Consider the following 23,874-nt stretch of genomic DNA (forward strand, 5'->3'; position numbering starts at 1 on the left):
TCGGGTGCGGCGGAAGAAACGCTTCGACGGGTTGGACGTCCTCGTCGCCGAACGCGGCGGTGCGCTCCTCGCGACGGCGGTCCTGCTGACCGGCAGCCGGGTCGCTGGGGAGGACCTGTTGCAGGTGGCGCTGGAACGGCTGATGCGGAACTGGAGCCGGGTACAGGGGGACAAGGAGGGGTACCTGCGTCGCACGCTGTACCACCTTGCGGTTGACCGGTGGCGGCTCCGCGGGCGCCGGCCGGAGGTGTTGGCCGAGATCGAGCCGCCGGGCCAGGCGGACGGTACCGAGGCGCTGCACCTCCGGCAGGCACTCATCCAGGCGCTGGCCATGCTGCCGCCGCGGCAACGGGCCGTGCTGGTGCTCCGCTACTGGGAGCAGTTCAGCGAATCCGAAGCCGCCGAGCTGCTCGGCTGCTCGGTTGGCACCGTCAAGTCGACCGCCTCCCGGGGGCTGGCCCGGCTACGCGAGCTCACGGCCGCCTGGGTGCTCGAAGACGCAGGCATGAACGGAGTGGGTAGATGACCACTGACCTGGAAGATCAGCTGACCGTCGGGATGCGGGACGAGGTCGCCGGCTTGGCGTTCACCCGTGACGTACTGGGGGAAGCCACTCGACGGCACCAGCGGCGCACCGCCTTGCACCGCACCGCGTACGCCGTTGGCGTCGTCGGTGTGGCCGGGGCGCTTGCCGCGGCCATGACCGTGGGCGGCGGCACGGCAGTCTCGCCCGGGCCGGTTGCCGAGCGGCCCACGGCGACGACGGCCGACACGCCGCAGCTGCGGCTGGCCGCAGCTGCCGCGGCCAGCGAGAACATCAGTTACCGGGTGAGGGTCACGACCACCGTGAAGGACAAGCTCCCGCCGAAGAATGAACTGCCCGAGCCGGTGAGCCCGAGCTGGGTCACCAAGGGAGCCTTCGATCCGGCGACGGCCACCGGCTACCTGGACTCGCCGTACACGGGTCTGCGTCCCATGGTCGCCGCAGGCTTCGAACATGAGCGGCTGGTCAACGGCGTCCGGTACATCGGTACCCGGGACGGCTCCGCGCCTGACAACGGCAAGATCGTTTGGAGCCGATACCCGGGCCAGCAGGCCAACCTGGACTACGACCTCGTGTTGGGCGGTGGCCTGGCCGCTTCGGCGGATCCGCAGGGGCTGTTCGGTGCCCTGCGGCGGGCCGGGGCCAAGGTCACCGAGACCCCCGATGGCGCCTACCACTTCGAGGTCCAGGTGAAGGACGTTCCCTCGCGGGGCGCCGTCGACCGTCTCGTGGGCGAGGTGACGCTCGGCGCGGACAAACGAATCGCGAAGGTGGCCTACGACCGTAAGGTTTCCGTCACCAGGGGTAAGGTCTTCACCTACCACCTGCACGTGGTCACCGAACTGTCCGACTACGGCACGCCAGTGAAGGTCGAACCGCCGGCCCACTTCCATACGTGGTCGTCCAAGTAACTGATTCGGACGAAGCGCCTCGGCGATGACGACGGGCGTACCCGGGCGAGCCGAGCAGCACCTGTGTCTGATGATGCCGCTCTGACGGCCCTATGCGGCCAGCCTCGTGACCCCAAGGACAAACATGAAGGAGACAGGCCCGACTACGAGCCCAGACAGGTACCCGATACCGAGCGCCCGTGTCTGCCGGAAGAACAACGACACAAGTGCGCTCACCAGCAGGAAGCCGCCGAGCGCCAAGCAGGCCAGCGCCCCGAGGGTGTAGATGTTGAACCCGCTGTCCGGTGTGGCGGTGGCCGCGAACACCTCCACGTACTGATGAATGAGTGCCAGCGGAGCAAGCGACAGTGCCACTCCGGGAACAGCCCCGATCAGGCTCGGCACCACCGCTGCCACGGTTGGGCGCGGAGGTGTCGGCACCGGTGCCGCCTGGTTTCCGGCTGTGGGCACGAACCAGTGCCAATGCTGGTCTGATCCGGACATTCGCGGAGCCTCCCGCGCCAACCGTACCAATGACATGGCAGCCAAGGAGGGACGCATCGACCGATGCTGAGTGACTTTCTGGGTGACCACGGGCGCGAGCAATGTCGGACGCTGGTGGACCTCGGACAGGCGAGTCCCAAGGCTCAAGCAGTTCATTGACTGCTGGTGGTCTTTTCGGGGCGAAAGGGGCCAACCTCCGTCAGCGGGGTGGCCGGCGGAGGTTGACCGCCATGGGAGTGAGCATCGAAAAGGCAAGACGTAGCCTCAGCGCATGCGGGGAGCGTCCATCATCCCTGGTGGCACGACGCCGGCGGCGTAGGACGTTACGCCGACCATCCACAGCAGAATCAGGACGGCGATTCCACTCAGCGCTCCGACGCCAGCGCCGCGAAATCTGGTGCGTAGTAGAAGCATTGCCACCACAACGGTGACAACCGCTGGACAGAAACCGACGAACGCCAGGGCGAAAAACCACTCCCCAACGTTGTCGTGTCCTACCGGCCCCCACCCGAGTCTCCACAGCGACAAAGCGTGGGGAAGCGCGGCAACAAATGCCCCGCTGACGTGCGATATCCAGCCGGAGCGCAACAGGGGGATCTCCACGCGCTTCAACGTAAGGCACACGGCTAGGTCTCGAACGCAGGCCGGCGGGTCGGGCCATGCCCGCCGCGTGCCCGGTGCAGCGGTCGACACTGGCCCACACAACGTCTGATTCCGGCCCCTTCCCGCAGGTCAGGCGGTTGGCTACCTCCGTTTCGAGGGCTGACGGGATCGGAAAGCGGCCCCTATTGCGTGCGCTCAGGGTGCATGTCGCCCGGCGTCACTGGGCGGCCAGGGACGCTCATGCACAACTGTCCCGGCTCAGCACCGCACACCGGACAGGGGCGGTACGACTCGACGGACCCCGGATCGAGGCCCCTCGCCTGGGCCGCTCGGACGATGTCATCGGCCGCTCGGTGCAGCTCAAGGTCCCGATGTCTCACGGCAGCCTTGTGGATTCGCTGGAGCGCGCTTCGCGCCAGCTCCCCTGGGTCAGTCATCCGACTGACCTTCCCGCCGTGCGCGCCGTCACACGCACCCCTGTTGCCCTGCGGATAGCGCGGTGCCGGCCTGCTCCAGCACGCCGTCAATGCCCGGACTTTCCGCGCGACCCAGCCCTCAGGTCGGCACAGGTGACGGGAGGGCCGCCCAAGTTCCGCCTCAACGTCCGATTCCGGCCTCTGCCCCCTGGTCGGGCACGGTGGGCGGGGTGGCCGGTCTGCCAGCCGACGTCGGCCCGGCAGCGTGGCCCGACGCTGATGAATGGCTGCTGTCCCATCGGGTACGCGGACTGCGGTACGCGAAGGATCAATTGGCCGGTGCGGAAACGCGCACGACTGATCTGACGTACGCGAGAGGGGATGCCGGCGATGAAGGACAGGATCCTGAAGGGGTTGCGGAAGAGGGCGAGCGCGATCGTGGTGCGCCGCCGAGCCAAGGATTCCGTGATCAGCAAGCCGACCGGCGCCAGAAGGCCCGGCAGGCGTTTCCAGTGAGAGCGCGACCGGCCGGGGGCTGAACGGCCGCCCGGCCGGTGGCGAGGGGCTGTGTCCTCCCCGGTCGTCGGCCGGTGCCTGCGGTCATGGTGATCTTCTGGCTGTATGCGGCGGTCGAGATCGATTTCGACATCAATCTGCGGGAGTTGCAGGGCCAGGAGCGGCTGGACCTGCTGTGCGGCCTTCTTGCGCTGATCGGGCGCAGGCTCAGCAGGCCCGTGTTGATGCCTCCCGAGAGCGACTACCACCATCCGGTGCTCGGGTACGTGGCAGCAGATCGTGTCGTGCTCCTGGCCGATCCACGGCTGCCCTAGGGCTGGCTGACGGCTGAATCCCCCGGCTGCCGCAGGGAGACGATGCGGTCAGTCGCCCCGGAGAACCCGGTGAAGTGGATCTGGTCCGGGCGGCCGATCGACTCCGGTTGCGGCGTGTCGCGGTGTCCGTGGTGCTGTGTCACCGCGACACGCCGCAAACCGAGTCGATCTCCGTCGGTCAGGATGCGCAGCGGTCAAAGCGGTTCGCCCACCCCTCATCGGGCGAGCCGTCGAACGCCAGCAGCGCGAAGCCGCGTCCGTCGTGGTCGACCAGCAGGAAGTCGCCGAACTCGTACCGCTCGGGGGACCCCTGGTCCCGGCCGGGGGCGGCCGCGCGGACGCCGAGGTCGAGCCGTACCCATCGCTCGTCGTCCGCGAGCAGCCAGGTGCCGGCGGCGGCCGCAGCGTCGCTCCACTGTGACCCACCCGTGGCCGGGCGTCTCTAGGCTGAGGAGAGCCGTACCCGTGGGGGGACGAGATGTGGATGCGCCCGGTGGCCGTCACGACGGCCCTGATTTTGGTCGTGTGGGGTCTCGCGGGCTGCACCCCGCGCCTGCGCGGCGAGCTGGGCGTGACCGTCGACCCGCAGGGACGCGTCGTCGGCCTGATCGCGGTCTGCCCGGATGCCCAGTTGGACCACCTGACCCTGACCGACGTCTCGCAGGGCGGGGTACGGGTGTCGCTCCGGCCGGCGGGCGACGCGCGCCCCGACAGCATCGTGTTGAGCGATCCGGGGGACGCCTGGATGGACGATTGGCCGCAGCAGCCCACGCCGGGGCAGGACCCGCGGGCGTTGACCGCCGACCACGAGTACGTCCTGGCCGGCCTCCTGGCCGGCACGGGCTCCGGCGACGGGAAGCTGGACGGCGTCAGCTTCGTACCCGAGCAGGTGCTGGCCGACCCGCAGCTCCGCTCGGGGATGGTGCGGACCTGGCGCGCGGGGGAGGTCGTCTCCGTCGGCGAGTTCCGCCGCCTCGACCACTGCTGACGGTTGTGCCGAATGCCGTCGCGTGGCGTCCGGTTACGCCCCCTGCACCGGCCCGGCCCCTCAGTGGCAGAGGGACTCGATGAACGGCTCGAAGTCGGGGAACTCGGCCCGCGCCGCCTCGATCACCTCGGGCGCGGTCTGTCGCGCCTGCGGCGCGTACCGCTCGGCGATCGTCGTGCGACGGGCGTCCGGGCGGGGCTGGTGCTCGTGCTGCGGCCACATCGTCGCCTCCATCGGGCCGAAACCGCCCGCGAGCAGCCAGAGGTAGGCCGCCAGGTCGCGGGCGATCACGGACATCTCACCCTCGGAGCCGAGGAACACCACCGGCTGGCGCTCGATCGGCTCGCCGGGGCGGACCAGCCAGCAGGCCGCCAGCCCGCCCGTGCCGTCCTGGCCGAAGATCCGGAAGTCGACCCCGTCCATCGAGGGGTTGCCGCTCCACGCCTGCCACCACTCGGCGGTCTCGGGGAGGGTGAGGAAGGCGTCGTACGGCTCGAAATCGATGCCGTCGCCGCCGTCGTAGTCGAAGCCACCGTCGTGGGCCTCCCGCAGCGGGGCGGGGAGCGTGAGTTGTCCTCCGGTCACCGCCGCACCCTAGCGGCGGCCCCCGACACGTCCGCTCAGCTCGGTCCCTCGTCCGGGCGCCGGACCAGCAGGTAGCAGCGTTGCGTCTCGCCCTCCTGCGGGTGGTGTGCCCGTTCCAGCCGAGCCTCCTGGGTGAAGCCGGCCTCGCGCAGTGCTCCGGCGACGGTCTCCACCTCGTGGTAGTGGAAGTCGACATCGACGTGGTGGCCCCACCAGTCGGTCAGCCGCTGCACCTCGGCGCCCACGTGGAACGCCACCAGCAGCGGGCCGCCGGGCCGCAGCACCCGCCGCATCTCGGCGAACGCCGGCCGCAGCTCCGCCGGGCGCAGGTGGATGACCGAGTAGAGCGCCACCGCCGCGCCGAACTCGCCGTCCGCCGCCGGCAGGCTCAGCAGGTCACCCTGGCGGAACTCCACCTCCGGGTACCTGCGCCGGCCGGCGGCGACCATCGCGGGGGAGAGGTCGACGCCGACGGCGACGACGCCGCGCTCCGCCAGCCAGGCCGCCACGTGCCCGGGCCCGCACCCCAGGTCGGCCACCGGCCCGGCGCCGGCCCGCTCGACGAGGGCCGCGAGCAGCGCCCGGTCGAGGGGCTTGCCGGCCAGTTCGTCGCCGATGCGTTCCCAGTACGTCTCGGCCACCGTGTCGTAGCTCCGGCGTACCCGGTCGTGGTCGGTCGCGCGGGGCACGCCGTCGGAACCGTCCGGGGCGATCACCGGTCCACGACCTCGACCATCCGGCCGTTCTCGTAACGGAACCGGCGGGGCGGCCACATCGTCCGTACCAGCTCCAACATGGCGGCACGCTCGGCGGCCTCACGGCCGGTCGGGTCCACCACCCGGAAGCCGAGCAGGGCGATGCTGTCCGCGTCCAGATCGTCGGGCTGCCGGCGACCCTCCAGGACGAAGCCGAACAGGTGGCGCAGCGCCTCCTCGCCCAGCGTCAGCGGGTGGTAGGGCAGCGGGTACGGCTCGTCGTCGCTCCACCCGGGCACGGGCCGCACCGGGTGCTCGCCCGCCCGGTACGGCAGCTCGAAGGCGTACGGCGTGCCGATGTCCTCGCCGACACCGCCACCGGGGGAGACGCTCAGTGAGCGGACCAGCTCCCCGTCCTCCCAGACGGCGAAGGCCAGCCAGTCGACGACCGAGTGCATCGCGTGCAGGACGACCCGCCGGCCGGCGGCCAGCCCCAGCAGGTGAGCCGGCAGCTCGGATGGACGGTCCACCATGAACCGTCGGTCGCAGAGGACGTCGACGCCGGGCAGGCTCGCCGCGTAGGTGACGTCGTCCGGCGGGTAGCTGCCGTCGGCGAGGGTGCTGCCGTCGGTGGCGCTCACCTCGAAACCCGGGTGCGCGCGGCGGACCAGTTCGGCCGTGCGGCGAGCGTCGGGTGTGCCGCCGCGCCGGAGTGCGGTCGGCACGTCCCCGTCGGCGAAGGCCAGCAATCCGGTCTTGGCACCCATCCACCACTCCCCGTCGGTTTCATGCGATGCCGGCGACGCTAGCCGGAAGCTACGACAGCCGGGGGGTCAGGAGATGTAGTGCAGGATCACGTTGTGCACGTGGTGGCTCTTCTGCGCGCCCCGGAACTCCACCTCGTAGGTGTGCGTGCCGACGTGGACGGCGATCGCTCCGGTGGAGAAGAACGAGCCGCCCCACGACTTGTTGCTCACCACGCTCACGCTGGTGATCTTCGAGTACGGGATGCTGGTGATGGCGTACCGCTTGCCGATGAACGACCGGTCCTGGATGATCACGCGCCGGTCGGTGAGCCCGATGAACCCGGTGCCGGTGCCGACGGCGTCGTAGACGGCGATGATCTGCTCTCCGTCGAGCAGTCCACTCTGGATCTGCTGGAACTGCTCCTTGCGGTCGTACGTCGCATTGGCCATGGATCCCACGGTAGGAAGCGGACGCCAGCCGGCCCGGTCGACTAGTCTGCACGCCGCACCGGGGACACGGGGGAAGGAACGCGACATGACCACGGACGAGACCAGGTCGAGGCAACCGGCGTCGCCCGGCCTCGTCGAGGCGGCCGGGGGCGAGTGGGAGCCGTGGGCGGGGCCCCGGCCGTCGCACGGGCGGCTGAACCGCCTGGCGATCGCCGCCTTCGTCCTCGGACTGCTCGGCGGCGTGCTGGGGGCGGTGGCCGGGGTGGTCGCGCTGCGCCGGATCAGGCGGACCGGGGAGCGGGGCCGGGGTCTGGCGGTCGCCGGCCTGGTGCTCTGCGGCGTCTGGGCGCTGGCGCTGGTACTGGTCCTCACCGGGGTGGTGTCCCGGCCCGACCCGCCGGTCGGCGTCCGGGGGCTGCGGGCGGGTGACTGCTTCCGCGTCGACGACACCCCCACGGGTACGCGCACCGCGCCGGAGGAGGTCACCACGGTGCCCTGCACCGCGCCGCACGACGCGGAGCTGGTCGACCGCCTGCCCGCCTACGTTCGGCACGCCGGTGAGGCGTACCCGGGCACGGCCGCGCTGTCGGCGCGGGCCGAGACGGCCTGCCGGCAGCAGCAGCGCAGCTACGTCCTCGACCCGCTCTCGCTCCCGCCGGACGTGCGGCTGCGCTGGTACGTCCCGTCGCGGGTCGAGTGGCCGACCTATCCGCAGATCACCTGCTATCTGGCCGCCGGTTCGACGCCGTTGACGCGGCAGCTGCGCCAGGACGCCACGGTGGTCCGCCCCGAGCAGTTGGCCTACCTGATGGCGACCCGCGAGCTCGACGAGGCCCGGGCCGTCCTCGCCGCCCAGGGCCCGACCGCCGCGCCGGGCGAGCTGCGCGCCATGGTGGCCCGGACGGCGACGGCCAACGGCCGGTTCTGGCTCGCGCTCAGCGCCCAGACGTGGCCGGCGCAGGTCAAGGAGCCGATGGAGAAGCTGATCGCCGAGGCGCAGGAGGCCGCGGCGTACTGGCGGGACGCCGAGAAGGCCGCCGACCGTGACCAGACGCTCCGGCTGGTGGCGCAGGCCGAGCAGCGTCGCGAGCCGCAGACGGAGCTGGCCGTACGCCGGGCCCTGGGTCTGTCCACCGTGCAGGGCGAACCGGCGCGCTGACACCCGCGAGCCCCACCGGTCGCGTCGGGGGACGCGGCGCGGCAGGGCTGCGGAGGTGCGGTCGTCAGTGGTTGGTGCGCGGGTCGTCGTCGCGGCTGCGGCTGCCCGACTTCGCCAGGCCCCGGCTGACCAGGTAACCGATGGTCAGCAGGGTGATGTACCACCAGGCCTTGTCGGCGGCGAAGTAGTCCCCGCCGTTGTTGGCGGCGCCGTCGCCGACGGCGTTCGAGGCGATCAGCACGCCGATCACGGAGAGCAGGTAGACGGCGAGCTCGGTGGTCTTCCACGAGGGCTTGGTCTCGTCGCCGTGCCGACGGGCGATCCGCACGTCGTGGTGGCCGAGGTGGTCGCCGTGGTGGTCGACGCCGTGGGTGGTGACGTTGGTGCCGGTGGGCGTGGTCATGTCAGCTCCAAAGGGGATAACTTCGTGTGGGTTAGTCCTCTACGGGCCTTTTCAGTCGGCCCGTGCCGAAGCTTCTACCCTGGGCGACTTCACGGAAACGACAGATTTTCAGGAAAGTCTCAGGAGGGGGCGACGGACCGTCGCCGACCGGCCACTCGGCCGGCCCGGTCCCGCACGTTCCGGCGAGGCCGGGCGGCACCGGCGAGCCCTAGGCTGGGAGCGACGCCGCCGATCACCCCGGCGGTGGGGGACGGGGGCCGACGATGGAGACGGGCCACCAGGCTGCGGCCTCGACGGGTGCCGCTCAGGAGGCGGTGACCGCCCGGTACGCGTCCTCGATGCGGGCCGCCAGCAGGACCTCGCCCTCGGTCAGCGGCTCACCGTCGCCGTGCCCGACCCGGATCTGGGTCTCCTCGTCCCGGCGACTGATCTCGGGACGTAGCCGGAGCGCGTCCGCGACCACCTTGACGCGTTCGGTCAGCGCCGCGTGCTGGGTGTCGTCCATCACGAGGGTCCGCCGGATCTGCTCACCCTCGCGGGTCCACCCGGTGAGGAGCGTCAGCGCGTCGCTGAGGTAGTCGTGCTTCGACCGGCTGTTGAACAGCCCGCGCATCACCGCACCTCCCAGGCGTCGTTGCCGGCTTGTGGCCAAATCGTCGCCGTCCCGTGTCCTCGCGATGTTCACTAGTCTGTCGTCAGTGGGACGGTGTGTCCACGCCCACACTTCCGTGTTCTGCTGACCTACTGGTCGGGGACGGTACCCAAACCGACGATTGATCTGGCACGCTGGACGCCCGTGCGGACCGAACGGGTAGGCGGAAGCGGACAGGCCGAGCGGCGCGAGCCGAAGGTGGTCGTCGGGGCGGCAATCATCCGCGACGGGCGGGTGCTGGCCTGCGCGCGGTCCGCGCCGCCGGAGGTGGCCGGGATGTACGAGTTCCCCGGCGGCAAGGTCGAGCCGGGCGAGAGCGAGACCGCCGCGCTGGCCCGTGAGTGCGCCGAGGAGCTGGCCGTACGCGTCGAGATCGGCGACCGCGTGGGCCGCGACGTCCGGATGGCCCACGGCCGCTCGGTGCTCAAGGTGTACGCGGCCCGGCTCCTGCACGACGACCAGCCGAAGGCGCTGGAGCACCAGGCCATGCGCTGGCTCTCCGCCGCCGAACTGGACACCGTCACCTGGCTCCCCGCCGACGTTCCCATCGTGGCCGCCCTCCGCCCCCTCCTGCTGACCGCCCCCTGACCCCCGGTGTCCGCCCGGCGATCATGAAGTTGTCGCCCCGACACGCCGGCCCGGCGGGCAACAAGTTCATGATCGACGAGCTGGGCGGCCCGGGGGAAAGCGACAGGGGGGCGAAAAGGGGACGGGGGCCGGCGGCTGTCGCCGCGGCCCCCGTCGATGCTTGTCGTGATCAGTGCTTCTCGTCCTGGCTCGGGTGAGCGAAGTTGAGGTGCTCCGGCGGCAGCGGGAAGGTGACGTCGTCGCCGAACGGCGACGGTGCCGCCGCCCGGTCGAAGGTCAGCTCCGTCAGCGGCAGCCGGCCGGTGGCGTCGACCGCCGGGGCGGTCGGGTGCGGGACCTCGCGGTGCCAGTTCACACCCTGCTGGGCCTGCACCTCGGCGAGCGGATCGTGCGAACCCCCCGCGTGCGAGTGGACCCCAGCCTGACGAGCGCCGCTGTGCACCGCGGACTCCTTCCCCGCGCTGCCCGCGGTGCTCTGGGGCGTGTCACCCCGACGGAAGATCTTGCTACCAAGCCACACGAGGGGATCGTACCTGCGGTCGACGACCCGCTCCTTCATGGGGATGATCCCGTTGTCGGTGATCTTGATGTGCTCGGGGCAGACCTCGGTGCAGCACTTGGTGATGTTGCAGAAGCCGAGGCCCTGCTCGGCCTGCGCGTAATCCTTGCGGTCCGTCTTCGCGTCCAGCGGGTGCATGTCCAGCTCCGCCGCCCGGATGAAGAACCGGGGGCCGGCGAAGGCCTGCTTGTTCTCCTCGTGGTCGCGGATCACGTGGCAGACGTTCTGGCACAGGAAGCACTCGATGCACTTGCGGAACTCCTGCGAGCGCTCCACGTCGACCTGCTGCATCCGGTAGTCCCCGGGCGCCACGTCGGCCGGCGGCGCGAAGGCCGGCGTCTCCCGGGCCTTCTCGTAGTTGAACGAGACGTCGGTGACCAGGTCCCGGATGACCGGGAAGGTACGCAGCGGGGTGACCGTGACCGTCGCGCCCTCCTCGAAGGTCGACATCCGGGTCATGCAGCTCAGCCGCGGCTTGCCGTTGATCTCCATCGAGCACGAGCCGCACTTGCCCGCCTTGCAGTTCCACCGGCAGGCGAGGTCGGGCGCGTCGGTGGCCTGGAGCCGGTGGATGACGTCGAGGACCACCTCGCCCTCGTTCACCTCGACCGTGTAGTCCTGCAGGTCGCCGCCGGTCTCGTCGCCCCGCCAGATCCGGAACTGTCGCTTGTTGCCCATTACTTGCCCGCCTCCTCAGCGAGGGCGTCGAACTCCGCGAGCTCCTCGTCGGTCAGGTACTTGGCCAGCTCGGCACGGTCGAAGAGGCCGATCAGCTCCGGCCGCATCGTCGGCAGCGGCTTGTGGTCCAGGCGTACGGTGTCGCCGTCCAGGGAGCAGACCAGGTTGACCCGCCGCCACTTCGGCTCCATCGCCGGGAAGTCCTCCCGGGTGTGCCCGCCGCGGGACTCCTGCCGTTCCAGCGCGGCCTTCGCGGTGCACTCCGACACCACCAGCATGTTGCGCAGGTCCAGGGCCAGGTGCCAGCCCGGGTTGTAGCGCCGGCCGCCGCTGGCGCTGACCTTGGCGACCCGCTCACGCAGCTCCGCCAGCCGGCGCAGCGCGTCGACCAGCTCACCCTCACGCCGGATGATCCCGACCAGGTCTCCCATGACCGCCTGGAGGTCCTGCTGGAGGGTGTACGGGCTCTCACCGGTGTCCCGCTGCAGGGGCGCCAGCGCCGTCTCCACCGCCGCCTCCACCGCGCCGATCGACACCTTCGGCCGCGCGCCGAGCTGGTCGGCGTACGACGCCGCGTGCCCGCCGGCCCGCTTGCCGAAGACCAGCAGGTCGGACAGGGAGTTGCCGCCGAGGCGGTTGGAGCCGTGCATGCCCCCGGAGACCTCACCCGCAGCGAAGAGCCCCTGCACGGTGCCGTACGCGGCGCCCGAGTCCGGGTCCACCTCCACGCCACCCATCACGTAGTGGCAGGTCGGGCCGACCTCCATCGGCTCGGCGGTGATGTCGACGTCGGCCAGCTCCTTGAACTGGTGGTACATCGACGGCAGCCGGCGACGGATCTCCTCCGCCGAGCGGCGGGAGGCGATGTCCAGGTAGACGCCGCCCGCGGGCGTACCCCGGCCGGCTTTGACCTCGCTGTTGATCGCGCGGGCGACCTCGTCGCGGGGGAGCAGCTCCGGCGGGCGCCGGTTGTTGTCCGGGTCGGTGTACCAGCGGTCCGCCTCCTCCTCGGTCTCCGCGTACTGCTTGCGGAAGACGTCGGGGACGTAGTCGAACATGAACCGCTTGCCCTCGGAATTCTTCAGCACGCCGCCGTCGCCGCGCACCGACTCGGTGACCAGGATGCCCTTCACCGAGGGCGGCCAGACCATGCCGGTGGGGTGGAACTGGAGGAACTCCATGTTGATCAGCGTCGCCCCGGCGCGCAGCGCCAACGCGTGACCGTCCCCGGTGTACTCCCAGGAGTTCGAGGTGACCTTGTAGGACCGGCCGACGCCGCCGGTGGCCAGCACCACCGCCGGCGCCTCGAAGAGGACGAACTCGCCGGACTCCCGGTAGTAGCCGAACGCGCCGGCGACCCGGTCACCGTCGAGCAGCAGCTCGGTGATCGTGGTCTCGGAGAAGACCTTGATCCGGGCCTCGTAGTCGCCGTGGTCGCGCTTGTCCTCCTGCTGGAGGGAGACGATCTTCTGCTGGAGGGTGCGGATCAGCTCCAGGCCGGTGCGGTCGCCGACGTGCGCCAGCCGCGGGTACTCGTGACCGCCGAAGTTGCGCTGGGAGATCTTCCCGTCCTTGGTGCGGTCGAAGAGCGCCCCGTAGGTCTCCAGCTCCCAGATCCGCTGCGGCGACTCCTTCGCGTGCAGCTCGGCCATCCGGAAGTTGTTGAGGAACTTGCCGCCGCGCATGGTGTCGCGGAAGTGGACCTGCCAGTTGTCCCGGTTGTTCACGTTCCCCATGGCGGCCGCCGCGCCGCCCTCGGCCATCACGGTGTGCGCCTTGCCGAAGAGCGACTTGGAGATGATCGCCGTCTTCTTGCCCGCCAGCCGGGCCTCGATCGCCGCGCGCAGGCCGGCGCCGCCGGCCCCGATCACGACGACGTCGTAGTGGTGTCGTTCGATGCGAGTGGTAGTCGTCATGTCCAGGCGCCCTCTAGTTGATGAACCGCAGGTCGTTGAACCAGCCGGCCGCGACCGCCATGACGTAGAAGTCCGTCAGGGCGAGGGTGCCGAGGGTGATCCAGGCGAGCTGCATGTGCCGGACGTTCAGGGCGGAGACGAAGGTCCAGGCCTTGTAACGCATCGGAGCCTTCGAGAAGTGCTTGAGCCGCCCGCCGATGATGTGCCGGCAGGAGTGGCAGGAGACGGTGTACGCCCACAGCATCACCACGTTGCCGAGCAGGATGATGTTGCCCAGCCCGAAGCCGAAGCCCTTCGGCGAGTGGAAGGCCAGGATCGCGTCCCAGGTGTTGATCAGCGAGATGATCGCGGCGGCGTAGAAGAAGTAGCGGTGCAGGTTCTGCCCGAGCAGCGGGAACCGGGTCTCGCCGCTGTACGCCTTGTGCCCGTCCGGCACCGCGCACGCCGGCGGCGACAGCCAGAACGAGCGGTAGTACGCCTTGCGGTAGTAGTAGCAGGTCAACCGGAACAACAGCAGGAACGGCAGGGTCAGCGCGGCGTCCGGGACGATCCACCAGCCGGGCAGGAACCGGCCGAAGTGCGAGGCACCCTCGACGCACCGGTCGGTCACGCACGGGGAGTAGAACGGGGTCAGGTAGTGGTACGCGTCGACCCAGTACCACTTGTGCATGAAGACCCGGACCGTCGCGTACGCGACCCAGGCGCTGAGCCCGAGGAAGGTGAGCAGTGGGGCGAGCCACCATCGGTCGGTCCGCAACGTCTTCGCCGCGATGGCGGCGCGCGCCCGCGCCCGCAGCGGCTTCGTTGCCGTTGATGTCATTCGAGTCGTCTCCCTGACGGGGCCCTCGCGGGCGGCGGATCACGTTCCGTTCGGTCAGCGGACCGGTGGGACTGGGGGTCCACTGCCACGTCTTTGCGCACACCAACGACCGCACCGGCATGACGGCGCAGCTAAGTGACACACGTTACGCCGATCTCCACGGCCCGGCCGCGCAACGCAGTGTCCCGTGTGTCCCGCAGGTTGGAAAGACCCGGAGCATGATCAATGTCCGTCAGCCGGAAAAGATCGTCTTCGGTTGACGCCGGACGGTCAGCCGACGACCCCGCCGATGGTCCTGCCGGCCAGCGCGGTCACCGCGTGCCGCTCCGACTCCAGGCAGGATTCCACCAGATCCGCCATGGCGGCGAAGAGATCCTGCCGGCCGACCGCCCCGAGCTGGTCCTCGGCGGTGAACTCCTCGGTGAGTTCGGCCAGGCGTCGGGTCAGCTCCCGGATCTCGGCCTCGGCGTCGCGCCCCCGGCTGAAGACCAGCGCCATGCGCTGCTCGGCCACCTCGGTGTACGCGCCGAGTCCCTGCACCGTGTCCAGGGCGAGTGCCGCGAGGCGCGACCACTGTTCACCGGAGTGGCGAAACAGCGCTGCGGCCTCGGTGAGCCGGTCGCCGACCAGGGGTGCGGCCTCGTCGAGGAAGTCGGCGTAGACCGGCCGGGTGGCGCCGGGCGCGGTGTACTCCACCTCCAGGCACTCGTACAACCGGCGCACGCCGTGGAAGAAGGGCACCGGGGCCCCGAAGCGCCGGGCCCAACCGGTTCTGGTGCGGGTGTCGCGCAACTGGTGGGCGAGCTTCGCCATGCCGCTGAAGCCGAAGTTGGTGTCGAAGCTGTTGTGGAGGACCGGACCGGTCAGGTGTGCGACGGTGGTGGCGACGGCGTCGCGGATCGCGGTCGGCAGGTCGGTCCGCTGGCGGGTGGCGGTGACCGTGACGGCCTGGTGGCGCCCCTTGCGGTGGGCCGACCAGGCGGCGGCGAACGTCTGCACCGGGAGCTGGCGGGGGTGCGGCCCCTCGTCGTCCAGGTGGAGGACATCCCCGTCGACGCCGGCGACCACCACCGGATAGGGGTCGTTGCCGGGCCCCGGTTCCAGTCCGTGCCACGGGAGCCGACTGCGGTCCACGGTGGCGAAGACAGGTCGGCCTGCGCCCAGCGCCGTCCGGAGCCGTTCGATCGCCGGTCCCGCCTTCGAGCTGTGTTCCTCGACGTACGGCAGGCCCAGCCGGTCCAGCGCGGCCGGTACCCAGGGCTGTGGATGGTGCTGGGCCACGATGGTCAGCAACGGGGGCAGGTCGCGGTACTCGAACACCGCGTACATGAATCCCACACCGCCGCCGAGCCCGGCGAGCATGGCCTCGGTGTACGGGGCGTCGGTGTGCGGCGCGCGCACCCCCTGTGCCGCCAGCACGTGGGCGAGCAGCCCCGACTCGCGGTGCTGGCGGGGACCGAAGGTGCGGTAGCCGGGCACGAGGCCCGGCGGGAGCACCCGGTCCGCCGACGGCTCGGCGTGGGCCAGCACCTGACGGCGGGCGGTGGTCCAGCTCTCGCCGGTGGCCGCCATGCGGGCCCGTACCCGCTGCTTGAGCTTCTTCTGTTCGGTCATGAGCTACGCCTTCTGGACAGCGCGACCGCCGTACCCCACGCCAGCGTCGCGTCCATCCGGCGGATCGGCCCGAACGACACGCGTCACTCGCGATCGCAACGGGCCACCTTCGCCCCCGCTCGGCCCGGCGGCGTGGGCGCCAGGTCAGGAGGTCCGGCACGCGAGCGTGCCGGCGACCACGGTACCCGAGGTCAGCCGGAGGCGCCGCCGGTGAAGTTCCAGGCCGCCAGGCGCAGCGCCGGCGCCTCCCACCAGACCCCGTCCAGCCGGTCCGGCTGGCGGACCGGCCGTCGGCCGAGGCCGAGCACCGCGCCCGGCGCCAGCGCCCGCGGGTACGACTCGGTGAACCGGAAGTCGCGGACCGCCCGGGTCGGCACCCCGTCCTCGACCAGCCACACCCCGTTGCGGGTCAGCCCCGTGATCACCAGGCTCTTCGGATCGAGCACCCGGGTGTACCAGAAGTCGCTGACCAGCAGCCCGCGCTCCATCCCGGCGACCAGCGCGGCCGTGTCCCCGTCCGCCACCGCCCCGGGCGTGAACTCGGCGCCGCTGCCGGGGCCGGCCGCGGCGAGCAGGCGGAGGTTGCGCGGGATCGGGCCGAAGGTGGACGCGCCGACCATGCCGTGGCCGGTGGACCCGGTGCCCACCTCGGCGCCGCTGCGCCGGTCGTGTGCCACCGCGCTGGTCACCCCGGCCTCGACCAGCGTCAGCGCCCGCCGGGCGGTGCCCTCCAGGTCGTACGGGAGGGCGGAGGCGTGCAGCGGGTCGTCGACCAGGGTGACCGACGGGTCGAACTGGGCGCTGCCCGGCTCGGCGAAGGACTGCCGCTCGGCGTACCGCTTGCCGTTGAAGCCGTACCAGGAGAAGTTCTGCAGCAGGTCGCCCACCGCGGCCGGCTCCAGCACCACCTCGTACCGGCCCGGGGGCAGCTCCACCGGGTCGGCGGCGGCGCGCGCCTTGCCGGCGGCCCGGGTGCCCAGCGCCGCCCCGTCGAGGTCGGCCAGGCGGTCGGCGCAGAGCCGGGCCACCCCGTCCGCGCCGCCGGCCCGGGCGATGCCGTCCATCGCCGCCTCGGTGGTGCGGCCCTGCGCGGTGTGGCCGGCGGAGTTGGCGAACGCCCCGGACCGGTACGACGTCCGGCAGTAGCCGGCCGCCTCCAGGCCGCCCACCGCGTCGACGAAGGTGCGCACCCGGTCCGCCCGCGCGCCCGGCTCGGCGTAGGCGGTGTCCTCGTCGAGCAGGCCGCTGGAGCGCACCGCCGTGGGCGGGGTCAACCCCGGCCAGGCCGGGTCCGGCGGGCAGAGCCGCGCCGCCGCCACCGTGCGCTCGACCAGCGCGTGCAGGCCGTCGGCGTCGACCAGGCTGCCACCGCCGGCGGCGGTCCGGCCGTCGACGTGCAGCCGCAGCCGCACCGAGACCCCGGACTCGGCCACGTTCTGGTGGATGAAGGAGTTGGCGAATCGGGTCAGCGCCAGGTCGTGCCGGGTCACCGCCACCTCGGCCTGCGCGTCGGGGCCGGCCAGCCGGCGGACCAGCTCCACCACCTGACCGGCGACGTCCAGCTCGGTCATGCGCGTACCCCCACTCGGACGTCCCGGAAGCGGGCCGGGGCGGCCGGGTGGCCGGTGTGGCCGACCTGGCCGGGCTGGCCCTTCCCGCAGTTGGGTGTGCCCCAGGCGACGGTCTCGGAGGAGAGCATGTCCATCGAGCGCCAGAAGAGCGGGCCGATGCCGGTGTAGGTGGGGTTGCGCAGCATCCGCCCGCGCCGGCCGTTCTTCACCTCCCAGCCGATCTCGCAGCCGAACTGGAAGTTGAGCCGCTTGTCGTCGATCGACCAGGAGCGGTTGACGTCCATCAGCACCCCGTCGTCGGTGGCGGCGATGATCTCGTCGAGGGTGTGCGGGCCGGGCTCCAGGCCCACGTTGGTCATCCGGACCATCGGCAGCCGGGCCCAGCCGTCGGCCCGTACGCTGCCGCCGTGGTCGAGACCGGCGACGGCGGCCGAGTCCCGACCGGCGAGCACGCCCACCCAGCGCCCCTCGCGGACCGCGTCCCGGCGGACCGCCGGGGAGCCCTCGTCGTCGAAGCCGAAGCTGCCCAGTGCGCCCGGGATGGTCGGGTCGATGGTGACGTTCATCAGCTCGGAGCCGTAGCGCAGCGAGCCGAGCTGGGCCAGGTCCAACCAGGACGTGCCGGCGAAGGCGGCCTCCCAGCCGAGGATGCGGTCCAGCTCGATGGCGTGGCCGACCGACTCGTGGATCTGCAACGCGAGCTGTTCGCCGCCGAGGATGAGGTCGGTCTCGCCGGCCGGGCACTCGGGCGCGGTGAGCAGCGCCCGGGACTCCTCGGCGATGCGCGCGGCGTGCGCGGTGAGGTCCAGCGACTCGACCAGCTCCCAACCGGTGGTGCCGTACTGGCCCCGGTAGCTGGGGTAGGAGCGGCGCTGGGTCTCGCCGTCGCCGATGGAGGTGGCCGAGATGCCGCCGCCGCACTCGCGGATGCGCTGGTCGATCCGGTGCCCCTCACTGGAGACGAACCACTTGGCGGTGTCCCAGATCTGGTAGAGCCCCTCGGCCAGGTCGGCGCCGTGCTCCCGCATCGTCGCGGTGGCCCCGACCAGCAGGTCGCCCTTGTCGGAGAGGGCGACCCCGAGCGGGTCGACCCGGCACGACGAGGCCCAGCTCGCCACGGCCGCTCCGGCCTGCACCAGGTCGATCGGCGGGCCGGGCACCCGCGCGCTCGCGGCGGCGATCGCCGCGGCGCGCCGGCCGGCATCGCGGGCCGCGGCGTCGGACAGCTCGGGTACGGCGTGGAAGCCCCAGCTCGACCCGACCAGCGCCCGCACCCCCAGGCCGATGCTCTCGTCCTGGGTCAGCTCCTCGATGGCGCCGTTGCGGGCCGACATCGACTCGTAGCGGCGGTGCATCACCCGGGCGTCCGCGTACCGGGCGCCCGCGTCGAGGGCGGCCTGGACGGCGGCGGAGGCCGCGTCGAACTCGGTCATGCGCCCGACCCTAGGCGAGCCGGCCGACGTTCGTCAGGGGACGAGCTCCTCCGGCCGGATGGCGGCCTTCACCGGCTCGCTCAGCTCCAACGTGTCACCTGGCTTGGTCACCGACTGCTCGACGTAGTGGCTGCCCTGCCGCCGGTAGAGGTGCAACGTGCCGGTATCCTGCTCGACGAGGAGGTACCACTCGATGCCGGCGGCGGCGTAGTAGTGCATCTTGAGCACCTTGTCGGTGGCCGCGTTGCTCGGCGAGATGATCTCGCAGATGAGCCGGACGTCGACCGCGTCGATGATGAGTTCGTCCAGGTCGACCGGTCCGGTGATGACGAGATCGGGAATGGGGATCCGGCCCGGTCGGAGCCGGACGTTCACCGCCTCCAGGAGTTCCAGCCCGGCGGTCTCGGCCGCGGCTTCGAGGATGTTGCCCAGTTTGCGCGAGATGCGCTGGTGGCGTGGAGTGGGGGCTGGGGTCACGTGGAGGCTCCCGTCGAAGAGTTCGACGCGTTGCTGCGTCTCGCCGAGGGCGAGGTACTCCTCTTCGGTCCACGGGCCGTCGTGGTCGAACACCGCCGCGGTCATCGTCACCTCCACCTCTCTGGCGTCGAATCCTTCCGTGGCCGCCACGACCATCGTCGCACCCGACGTGCGAGCGTGGGCCGACGACATCGAGTTGCCGCGGTGGATGTCCTGGTGAGGGCTGTTCACGCCCGTTGTCGACTCGTTACGCTGTGGGCCGCTGACAGCTCCGCGGCTTGTAGCTTATTTTCACCCTCGAAGCTTTGTTGTAGGTTCTCTACAACTTGAGGGAGGCGGTCGTGGACAGTCCGGAACCCGTGCCGTCCGGGCAGTCGGACGACCGCCCCGGCGTGCCGGAGCAGCGCGCTGTCGAGGCGCCCCACCTGCGGGTCGACGACCTGCGGGTCCGGTTCGACACCACCGACGGGGTGGTACGCGCGGTCGACGGGGTGTCCTTCTCGGTGGCGCGCGGGCGCACGCTCGGCATCGTCGGCGAGTCCGGCTCGGGCAAGAGCGTCACCTCGCTGGCCATCCTGGGCCTGCACGACGCCAAGCGGACCACCATCACCGGGGAGATCACCCTCGGCGGTCGTCAACTGGTCGGCCTTCCCGACGAGGAGGTGCGCCGGCTGCGCGGCCGGGACATGGCGATGATCTTCCAGGACCCGCTGTCGGCACTGCACCCCTACTACACGGTGGGCCGGCAGATCGCCGAGGCGTACCGGGTGCACCACCCGGGGGCGGGCCGGCGGGAGGCGCGTACCCGGGCGGTCGACATGCTCGGCCGGGTCGGCATCCCGCAGCCGGCGCGCCGCTTCGACCAGTACCCGCACGAGTTCTCCGGCGGCATGCGGCAGCGGGCGATGATCGCGATGGCGCTGGTCAACAACCCGGACCTGCTGATCGCCGACGAGCCGACCACCGCCCTCGACGTGACCGTGCAGGCGCAGATCCTGGACCTGCTCACCGACCTGCAGGCCGAGTTCCACTCGGCGATCATCCTGATCACCCACGACCTGGGCGTGGTCTCCCAGGTCGCCGACGACGTGCTGGTGATGTACGGGGGCCGGGCGGTCGAACGGGGCACGGTCGAGCAGGTGCTGCGGCGCCCGCAGCACCCGTACACCTGGGGGTTGCTGTCGAGCGTGCCCTCGCTGCACGGCGACGCGGACGCGGACCTGGTGCCGATCCCCGGCACGCCGCCCTCGCTGATCAACCTGCCGTCGGGCTGCGCGTTCCACCCGCGCTGCCGGTACGCCGGCCGCAACGGTGACCGCTCGCGCGCCGAGGTGCCCGAGCTGGGCCCGGCGGGCGAGGCCGGCCACCTGGTCGCCTGTCACCTGTCGGCGCAGGAGCGCACCCGGCTCTACCAGGAGGACGTGGCACAGGTGGGGGTGGCCCGATGAGTGAGACCGAACCCCTGCTGCGGGTACGCGGGCTGACCAAGCACTTCCCGGTGCGCACCGGACTACGCAGCCGGGGGCTGGTGCGGGCGGTCGACGGGTTGGACTTCGACGTGCGGCCGGGGGAGACCCTGGGCCTGGTCGGGGAGTCCGGCTGCGGCAAGACCACCACCGGCCGGATGCTGGTGCGGCTGCTGGAGCCCAGCGCCGGGACCATCGAGTTCGCCGGCCGGGACATCACCCACGCCCGGCGGCGGGAGCTGCGGCCGCTGCGGCAGGACCTTCAGATCATCTTCCAGGACCCGTACGCCTCGCTGAACCCCCGGCACACCGTGGGCCGGATCGTGGCGATGCCGTTGCAGGTCAACGGCATCGACCCGCCCGGCGGGGTGCGCAAGCGGGTGCAGGAACTGCTGGAGCTGGTCGGGCTGAACCCGGAGCACTACAACCGCTACCCGCACGAGTTCTCCGGCGGGCAGCGGCAGCGCATCGGCATCGCCCGGGCGCTGGCGCTGCGGCCCAAGCTGATCGTCGCCGACGAGCCGGTCTCCGCGCTGGACGTCTCGATCCAGGCGCAGGTGATCAACCTGCTCCGGGACCTGCAACGCGACCTCGACCTGGCGTTCGTGTTCATCGCCCACGACCTGGCCGTGGTGCGGCACTTCTGCCAGCGGGTCGCCGTCATGTACCTCGGCCGGATCGTCGAGATCGGCGACCGGGCCGACATCTACGAACGGCCGCAGCATCCGTACACCCGGGCCCTGCTGTCGGCGATCCCGGACGTGACGGCGCTCGGCCCGGCCGGGCGGATCCGGCTGGCCGGCGACGTCCCGACGCCGCTGGACCCGCCCTCGGGCTGCCGGTTCCGGACCCGCTGCTGGAAGGCGCAGGACGTCTGCGCCACCGAGGAACCGGCCCTGGTGCCCCGGGACGGCGGCCGGCAGGCCACCGCCTGCCACTTCCCCGAAGGGGAACCGGCTGGCACGAGCCCCGAAGGGGAACCGGCTGGCACGAGCCCCGAAGGGGAACCGGCCGGCACGAGCCCGGAGGCCGGCCCGGTGGCCGCAGCCGGCCCGGTGGTTCCGGTGCGGCCGGTGCGGCCGGTGCAGCCGGCGGAGTCGGTGGAGTCGGCGGAGTCGACGGCTCCGGCCGGGTCGACGCCCCCGGCCGGGTCGGTGGGCGCGAGCGGCGAGGAGGTGGCGAGGTGAGTCTGTCCCCGATCGAGGGCGTGGCGCTGGCGGAGATCGAGTCCGGCGGCGACGGCGACGCGCCGCGGAGCAGAAGCGTCGTCGGCCGGTCACCCGGTCAGCTCGCGCTGGCCCGGCTGCGCCGGGACCGGACCGCCCGGGTCAGTGCCGCCCTGCTGGTCTTCTTCGTGGTGGTCGCGCTGGTCGCCCCGCTGCTGTCGATGGTGTACGGCGTCGGTCCAGGCGAGGACTTCAAGGACAAGCTGGACTCGTGCTGCGGCATGCCGCTGGGCTACCTGGGCGGCATCTCCGGCGAGCACTGGTTCGGGCTGGAGCCCGGCACCGGCCGGGACATCTTCATCCGGATGGTGTACGGGCTGCGGACCTCCCTGCTGATCGCCTTCTCGGCGGCGGTGCTCAGCACCGCGCTCGGCGTGACGCTCGGTGTCGTCGCCGGCTACCTGGGCGGCTGGGTCGACGCGGTGATCACCTGGATCACCGACCTGGTGCTGGCCATGCCGTTCCTGATCATCGCGCTGGCCCTGACGCCGACGCTGGTGTTGCGCTTCTACGGCCAGCGCGCCGCGGTGCCCGAGGCGTTCGGCGTGGCGATGCTGATCGGGATCTTCGCGGTCTTCGGCTGGACCAGCACCGCGCGGCTGGTCCGCGGGCAGGTGATCGCGCTGCGCGAGCGGGAGTTCGTGGAGGCGGCCCGGGCCAGCGGCGCCGGCCTGGGGCACATGCTCTTCCGGCAGCTGCTGCCGAACATCTGGGCGCCGGTCCTGGTGGCCTTCTCGCTGGCGGTGCCGCAGTTCATCACCAGCGAGGCGGCGCTCGCCTTCATCGGCGTCGGGCTCTCCGAGGAGACGCCGAGCTTCGGCCGGATGATCTTCCGGAGCCTGCGGTACCTGGAGACCGACCCGATGTACGTCTTCTTCCCCGGCGTCACGATCTTCCTGCTGGTGCTGGCCTTCAACCTCTTCGGGGACGCGCTGCGCGACGCGCTCGACCCGAAGTCGTCGCGGTAGGGGTGCCGACATGGCCCGTTTCCTGATCAAGCGGATCTTCTCCGCCGCCCTCACCCTCTTCGTGGTGAGCGTGCTGACCTTCCTGATGTTCTTCGCGCTGCCCCGGGACCCGGTCAGCGGCATGTGCCCGAAGAACTGCAACCCGGAGCGGTTGGAGCGGGTACGCCAGGAGTTGGGGCTGCGCGATCCGCTCGTCACCCAGTACGCCGGCTACATGAAGGGCATCTTCACCGGCCGGGACCTGGGCAGCGCCCAGGGCGGTCGGTGTGAAGCCCCCTGCCTGGGCTGGTCCTACGTGGCCAACGAGGCGGTCTCCGACACCATCGCCCGGGTGCTGCCGGTGACGCTGAGCATCGTGATCCCGGCGGCGATCCTCTGGTTGCTGCTCGGGGTGGGTCTCGGCATGATCTCCGCGCTGCGTCGGGGCACCTGGGTGGACCGGGCCGCGATCGGCTTCTCGCTGACCGGCGCCTCGTTGCAGCTCTACTTCGTCGGCGCGGTGCTGCTGCTGGTCTTCGTCTACACCACGCGGCTGCTGCCGGTGCCCGGCTACACGTCGATCCTCGACAATCCGCTGAAGTGGGCGAGCGGGCTGGTGCTCGCCTGGGTCGCGCTGGCCTTCCTCTTCTCCGCCATCTACGCGCGGCTGTCCCGGGCACAGATGCTGGAGACGCTGTCGGAGGACTTCGTCCGGACCGCGCGCGCCAAGGGCCTGGCCAAACCCCAGGTGTACGGGCGGCACGCGCTGCGCGCGGCGATCACCCCGGTGGTCACCATCGCCGGGCTGGACGTCGGCGGAGCGCTGGGCGGCACGGTGATCACCGAGCTGACCTTCGGCCTGACCGGGCTGGGGCGTACCGCCGTGGACGCGGTCAAGGGCGGTGACCTGCCCACCATCATGGCCACCGTGCTGATCGCGGCCTTCTTCGTGGTGGTCGCCAACCTGGTGGTGGACCTGCTCTACGCCGCGATCGACCCGCGGGTCCGGCTTGGCTGACGCCGTCGCGGGTCGGGAGCGGACACCCGATGTACGCGTCGTTGAAATTTAGCGACAACTGTTACACAACTTGAAGGTTTTCTTCTTTACGATCCT

25 protein-coding genes and 1 pseudogene are annotated in these 23,874 nt (G+C 71.3%); 10 read left to right on the top strand and 16 right to left on the bottom strand.

What is annotated here, in order from left to right; all coding sequences use genetic code 11:
• Positions 1-4 precede the first annotated feature (4 nt).
• Positions 5-526 carry a SigE family RNA polymerase sigma factor gene (locus ACTMTB_RS03640; RefSeq protein ID WP_441142423.1) on the top strand — a complete coding sequence of 174 codons (522 nt, stop codon included), beginning with the start codon at positions 5-7 and terminating at the stop codon, positions 524-526.
• Complete coding sequence (locus tag ACTMTB_RS03645) at positions 523-1,455, top strand: hypothetical protein (RefSeq protein ID WP_441142424.1); 933 nt, start codon at positions 523-525, stop codon at positions 1,453-1,455. Before ACTMTB_RS03640 ends, ACTMTB_RS03645 begins: the two co-directional genes overlap by 4 nt.
• Before the next feature lie 90 nt (positions 1,456-1,545).
• On the opposite strand, the gene ACTMTB_RS03650 is transcribed toward ACTMTB_RS03645, so the two are convergent.
• The 3 genes from ACTMTB_RS03650 to ACTMTB_RS03660 form a co-directional block, all read right to left on the bottom strand.
• Positions 1,546-1,938, bottom strand: coding sequence for a hypothetical protein (locus ACTMTB_RS03650; RefSeq protein ID WP_441142425.1), 393 nt, complete (start codon positions 1,936-1,938; stop codon positions 1,546-1,548).
• 264 nt (positions 1,939-2,202) lie between these two features.
• Positions 2,203-2,541 (bottom strand): hypothetical protein, encoded by a 339-nt coding sequence (locus ACTMTB_RS03655; RefSeq protein WP_441142426.1) that lies wholly within the window; start codon positions 2,539-2,541, stop codon positions 2,203-2,205.
• A gap of 182 nt (positions 2,542-2,723) precedes the next feature.
• Positions 2,724-2,978, bottom strand: coding sequence for a zinc finger domain-containing protein (locus tag ACTMTB_RS03660; RefSeq protein WP_441142427.1), 255 nt, complete (start codon positions 2,976-2,978; stop codon positions 2,724-2,726).
• 581 nt (positions 2,979-3,559) lie between these two features.
• On the opposite strand from ACTMTB_RS03660, the gene ACTMTB_RS03665 reads away from it, so the two are divergent.
• Together ACTMTB_RS03665 and ACTMTB_RS03670 are read left to right on the top strand one after the other, a co-directional pair.
• Entirely contained in the window at positions 3,560-3,787 is a 228-nt protein-coding gene (locus tag ACTMTB_RS03665) for a hypothetical protein (RefSeq protein WP_441142428.1), read from the top strand.
• Between the two features lie 493 nt (positions 3,788-4,280).
• Complete coding sequence (locus tag ACTMTB_RS03670; RefSeq protein ID WP_441142429.1) at positions 4,281-4,775, top strand: hypothetical protein; 495 nt, start codon at positions 4,281-4,283, stop codon at positions 4,773-4,775.
• A gap of 60 nt (positions 4,776-4,835) precedes the next feature.
• Here ACTMTB_RS03670 and ACTMTB_RS03675 read toward each other — a convergent pair whose 3' ends face one another.
• The 4 genes from ACTMTB_RS03675 to ACTMTB_RS03690 form a co-directional block, all read right to left on the bottom strand.
• A complete protein-coding gene (locus ACTMTB_RS03675) occupies positions 4,836-5,360 on the bottom strand; it encodes an SMI1/KNR4 family protein (RefSeq protein WP_441142430.1) in 525 nt (174 codons plus the stop codon).
• 35 nt (positions 5,361-5,395) lie between these two features.
• On the bottom strand, positions 5,396-6,076 hold the full coding sequence (locus ACTMTB_RS03680) for a class I SAM-dependent methyltransferase (RefSeq protein ID WP_441142431.1): 681 nt from the start codon (positions 6,074-6,076) through the stop codon (positions 5,396-5,398).
• Positions 6,073-6,822: a DUF6928 family protein gene (locus tag ACTMTB_RS03685; protein ID WP_441142432.1), complete on the bottom strand. Its 750-nt coding sequence runs from the start codon at positions 6,820-6,822 to the stop codon at positions 6,073-6,075. The genes ACTMTB_RS03680 and ACTMTB_RS03685 overlap by 4 nt, the downstream gene beginning before the upstream one ends.
• A gap of 66 nt (positions 6,823-6,888) precedes the next feature.
• Positions 6,889-7,251, bottom strand: a complete 363-nt coding sequence (locus ACTMTB_RS03690) for a PH domain-containing protein (RefSeq protein ID WP_088960401.1) — start codon at positions 7,249-7,251, stop codon at positions 6,889-6,891.
• Between the two features lie 85 nt (positions 7,252-7,336).
• Here ACTMTB_RS03690 and ACTMTB_RS03695 point away from each other — a divergent pair, with 85 nt between their 5' ends.
• The gene (locus ACTMTB_RS03695) at positions 7,337-8,410 is read left to right on the top strand and encodes a DUF4190 domain-containing protein (RefSeq protein ID WP_441142433.1); all 1,074 of its coding nucleotides are present in this window, start codon (positions 7,337-7,339) and stop codon (positions 8,408-8,410) included.
• Between the two features lie 64 nt (positions 8,411-8,474).
• Here ACTMTB_RS03695 and ACTMTB_RS03700 read toward each other — a convergent pair whose 3' ends face one another.
• Both ACTMTB_RS03700 and ACTMTB_RS03705 read right to left on the bottom strand, forming a co-directional pair.
• Positions 8,475-8,813: a hypothetical protein gene (locus ACTMTB_RS03700; RefSeq protein ID WP_441142434.1), complete on the bottom strand. Its 339-nt coding sequence runs from the start codon at positions 8,811-8,813 to the stop codon at positions 8,475-8,477.
• 304 nt (positions 8,814-9,117) lie between these two features.
• Entirely contained in the window at positions 9,118-9,426 is a 309-nt protein-coding gene (locus ACTMTB_RS03705; RefSeq protein ID WP_154942109.1) for a 4a-hydroxytetrahydrobiopterin dehydratase, read from the bottom strand.
• Between the two features lie 237 nt (positions 9,427-9,663).
• Between ACTMTB_RS03705 and ACTMTB_RS03710 the strand changes: the two genes are divergently transcribed.
• Positions 9,664-10,053: a (deoxy)nucleoside triphosphate pyrophosphohydrolase gene (locus tag ACTMTB_RS03710; protein ID WP_374103781.1), complete on the top strand. Its 390-nt coding sequence runs from the start codon at positions 9,664-9,666 to the stop codon at positions 10,051-10,053.
• 169 nt (positions 10,054-10,222) lie between these two features.
• Here the strand turns inward: ACTMTB_RS03710 and ACTMTB_RS03715 are convergent, their stop codons facing one another.
• The 7 genes from ACTMTB_RS03715 to ACTMTB_RS03745 all read right to left on the bottom strand — a co-directional run bounded on the left by ACTMTB_RS03715 (position 10,223) and on the right by ACTMTB_RS03745 (position 19,226).
• The gene (locus ACTMTB_RS03715; RefSeq protein ID WP_441142435.1) at positions 10,223-11,290 is read right to left on the bottom strand and encodes a succinate dehydrogenase/fumarate reductase iron-sulfur subunit; all 1,068 of its coding nucleotides are present in this window, start codon (positions 11,288-11,290) and stop codon (positions 10,223-10,225) included.
• Positions 11,290-13,206, bottom strand: coding sequence for a fumarate reductase/succinate dehydrogenase flavoprotein subunit (locus ACTMTB_RS03720; protein ID WP_441142436.1), 1,917 nt, complete (start codon positions 13,204-13,206; stop codon positions 11,290-11,292). The genes ACTMTB_RS03715 and ACTMTB_RS03720 overlap by 1 nt, the downstream gene beginning before the upstream one ends.
• Before the next feature lie 13 nt (positions 13,207-13,219).
• Complete coding sequence (locus tag ACTMTB_RS03725) at positions 13,220-14,026, bottom strand: hypothetical protein (RefSeq protein WP_441142437.1); 807 nt, start codon at positions 14,024-14,026, stop codon at positions 13,220-13,222.
• Between the two features lie 270 nt (positions 14,027-14,296).
• Positions 14,297-15,640: a BtrH N-terminal domain-containing protein gene (locus ACTMTB_RS03730; protein ID WP_441142438.1), complete on the bottom strand. Its 1,344-nt coding sequence runs from the start codon at positions 15,638-15,640 to the stop codon at positions 14,297-14,299.
• 191 nt (positions 15,641-15,831) lie between these two features.
• The gene (locus tag ACTMTB_RS03735) at positions 15,832-17,211 is read right to left on the bottom strand and encodes a TldD/PmbA family protein (RefSeq protein ID WP_441142439.1); all 1,380 of its coding nucleotides are present in this window, start codon (positions 17,209-17,211) and stop codon (positions 15,832-15,834) included.
• Positions 17,208-18,644, bottom strand: coding sequence for a TldD/PmbA family protein (locus tag ACTMTB_RS03740; protein WP_441142440.1), 1,437 nt, complete (start codon positions 18,642-18,644; stop codon positions 17,208-17,210). The genes ACTMTB_RS03735 and ACTMTB_RS03740 overlap by 4 nt, the downstream gene beginning before the upstream one ends.
• A 33-nt stretch (positions 18,645-18,677) precedes the next feature.
• The gene (locus ACTMTB_RS03745) at positions 18,678-19,226 is read right to left on the bottom strand and encodes a Uma2 family endonuclease (RefSeq protein WP_441142633.1); all 549 of its coding nucleotides are present in this window, start codon (positions 19,224-19,226) and stop codon (positions 18,678-18,680) included.
• A 287-nt stretch (positions 19,227-19,513) separates the two neighbouring features.
• On the opposite strand from ACTMTB_RS03745, the gene ACTMTB_RS03750 reads away from it, so the two are divergent.
• The 4 genes and pseudogenes from ACTMTB_RS03750 (at position 19,514) to ACTMTB_RS03765 (ending at position 23,778) form a co-directional block, all read left to right on the top strand.
• Positions 19,514-20,569 carry an ABC transporter ATP-binding protein gene (locus tag ACTMTB_RS03750; protein ID WP_441142635.1) on the top strand — a complete coding sequence of 352 codons (1,056 nt, stop codon included), beginning with the start codon at positions 19,514-19,516 and terminating at the stop codon, positions 20,567-20,569.
• Positions 20,566-21,585 (top strand): annotated as a pseudogene (locus ACTMTB_RS03755) (ABC transporter ATP-binding protein); the annotation flags it as partial. The gene ACTMTB_RS03750 and the pseudogene ACTMTB_RS03755, both read left to right, overlap by 4 nt.
• A gap of 185 nt (positions 21,586-21,770) precedes the next feature.
• Entirely contained in the window at positions 21,771-22,781 is a 1,011-nt protein-coding gene (locus tag ACTMTB_RS03760) for an ABC transporter permease (protein WP_441142441.1), read from the top strand.
• Between the two features lie 10 nt (positions 22,782-22,791).
• Positions 22,792-23,778 carry an ABC transporter permease gene (locus ACTMTB_RS03765; protein ID WP_441142442.1) on the top strand — a complete coding sequence of 329 codons (987 nt, stop codon included), beginning with the start codon at positions 22,792-22,794 and terminating at the stop codon, positions 23,776-23,778.
• Positions 23,779-23,874 lie beyond the last annotated feature (96 nt).

The sequence above is a fragment of the Micromonospora sp. L32 genome, assembly GCF_052068055.1.
Lineage (GTDB): Bacteria > Actinomycetota > Actinomycetes > Mycobacteriales > Micromonosporaceae > Micromonospora > Micromonospora purpureochromogenes.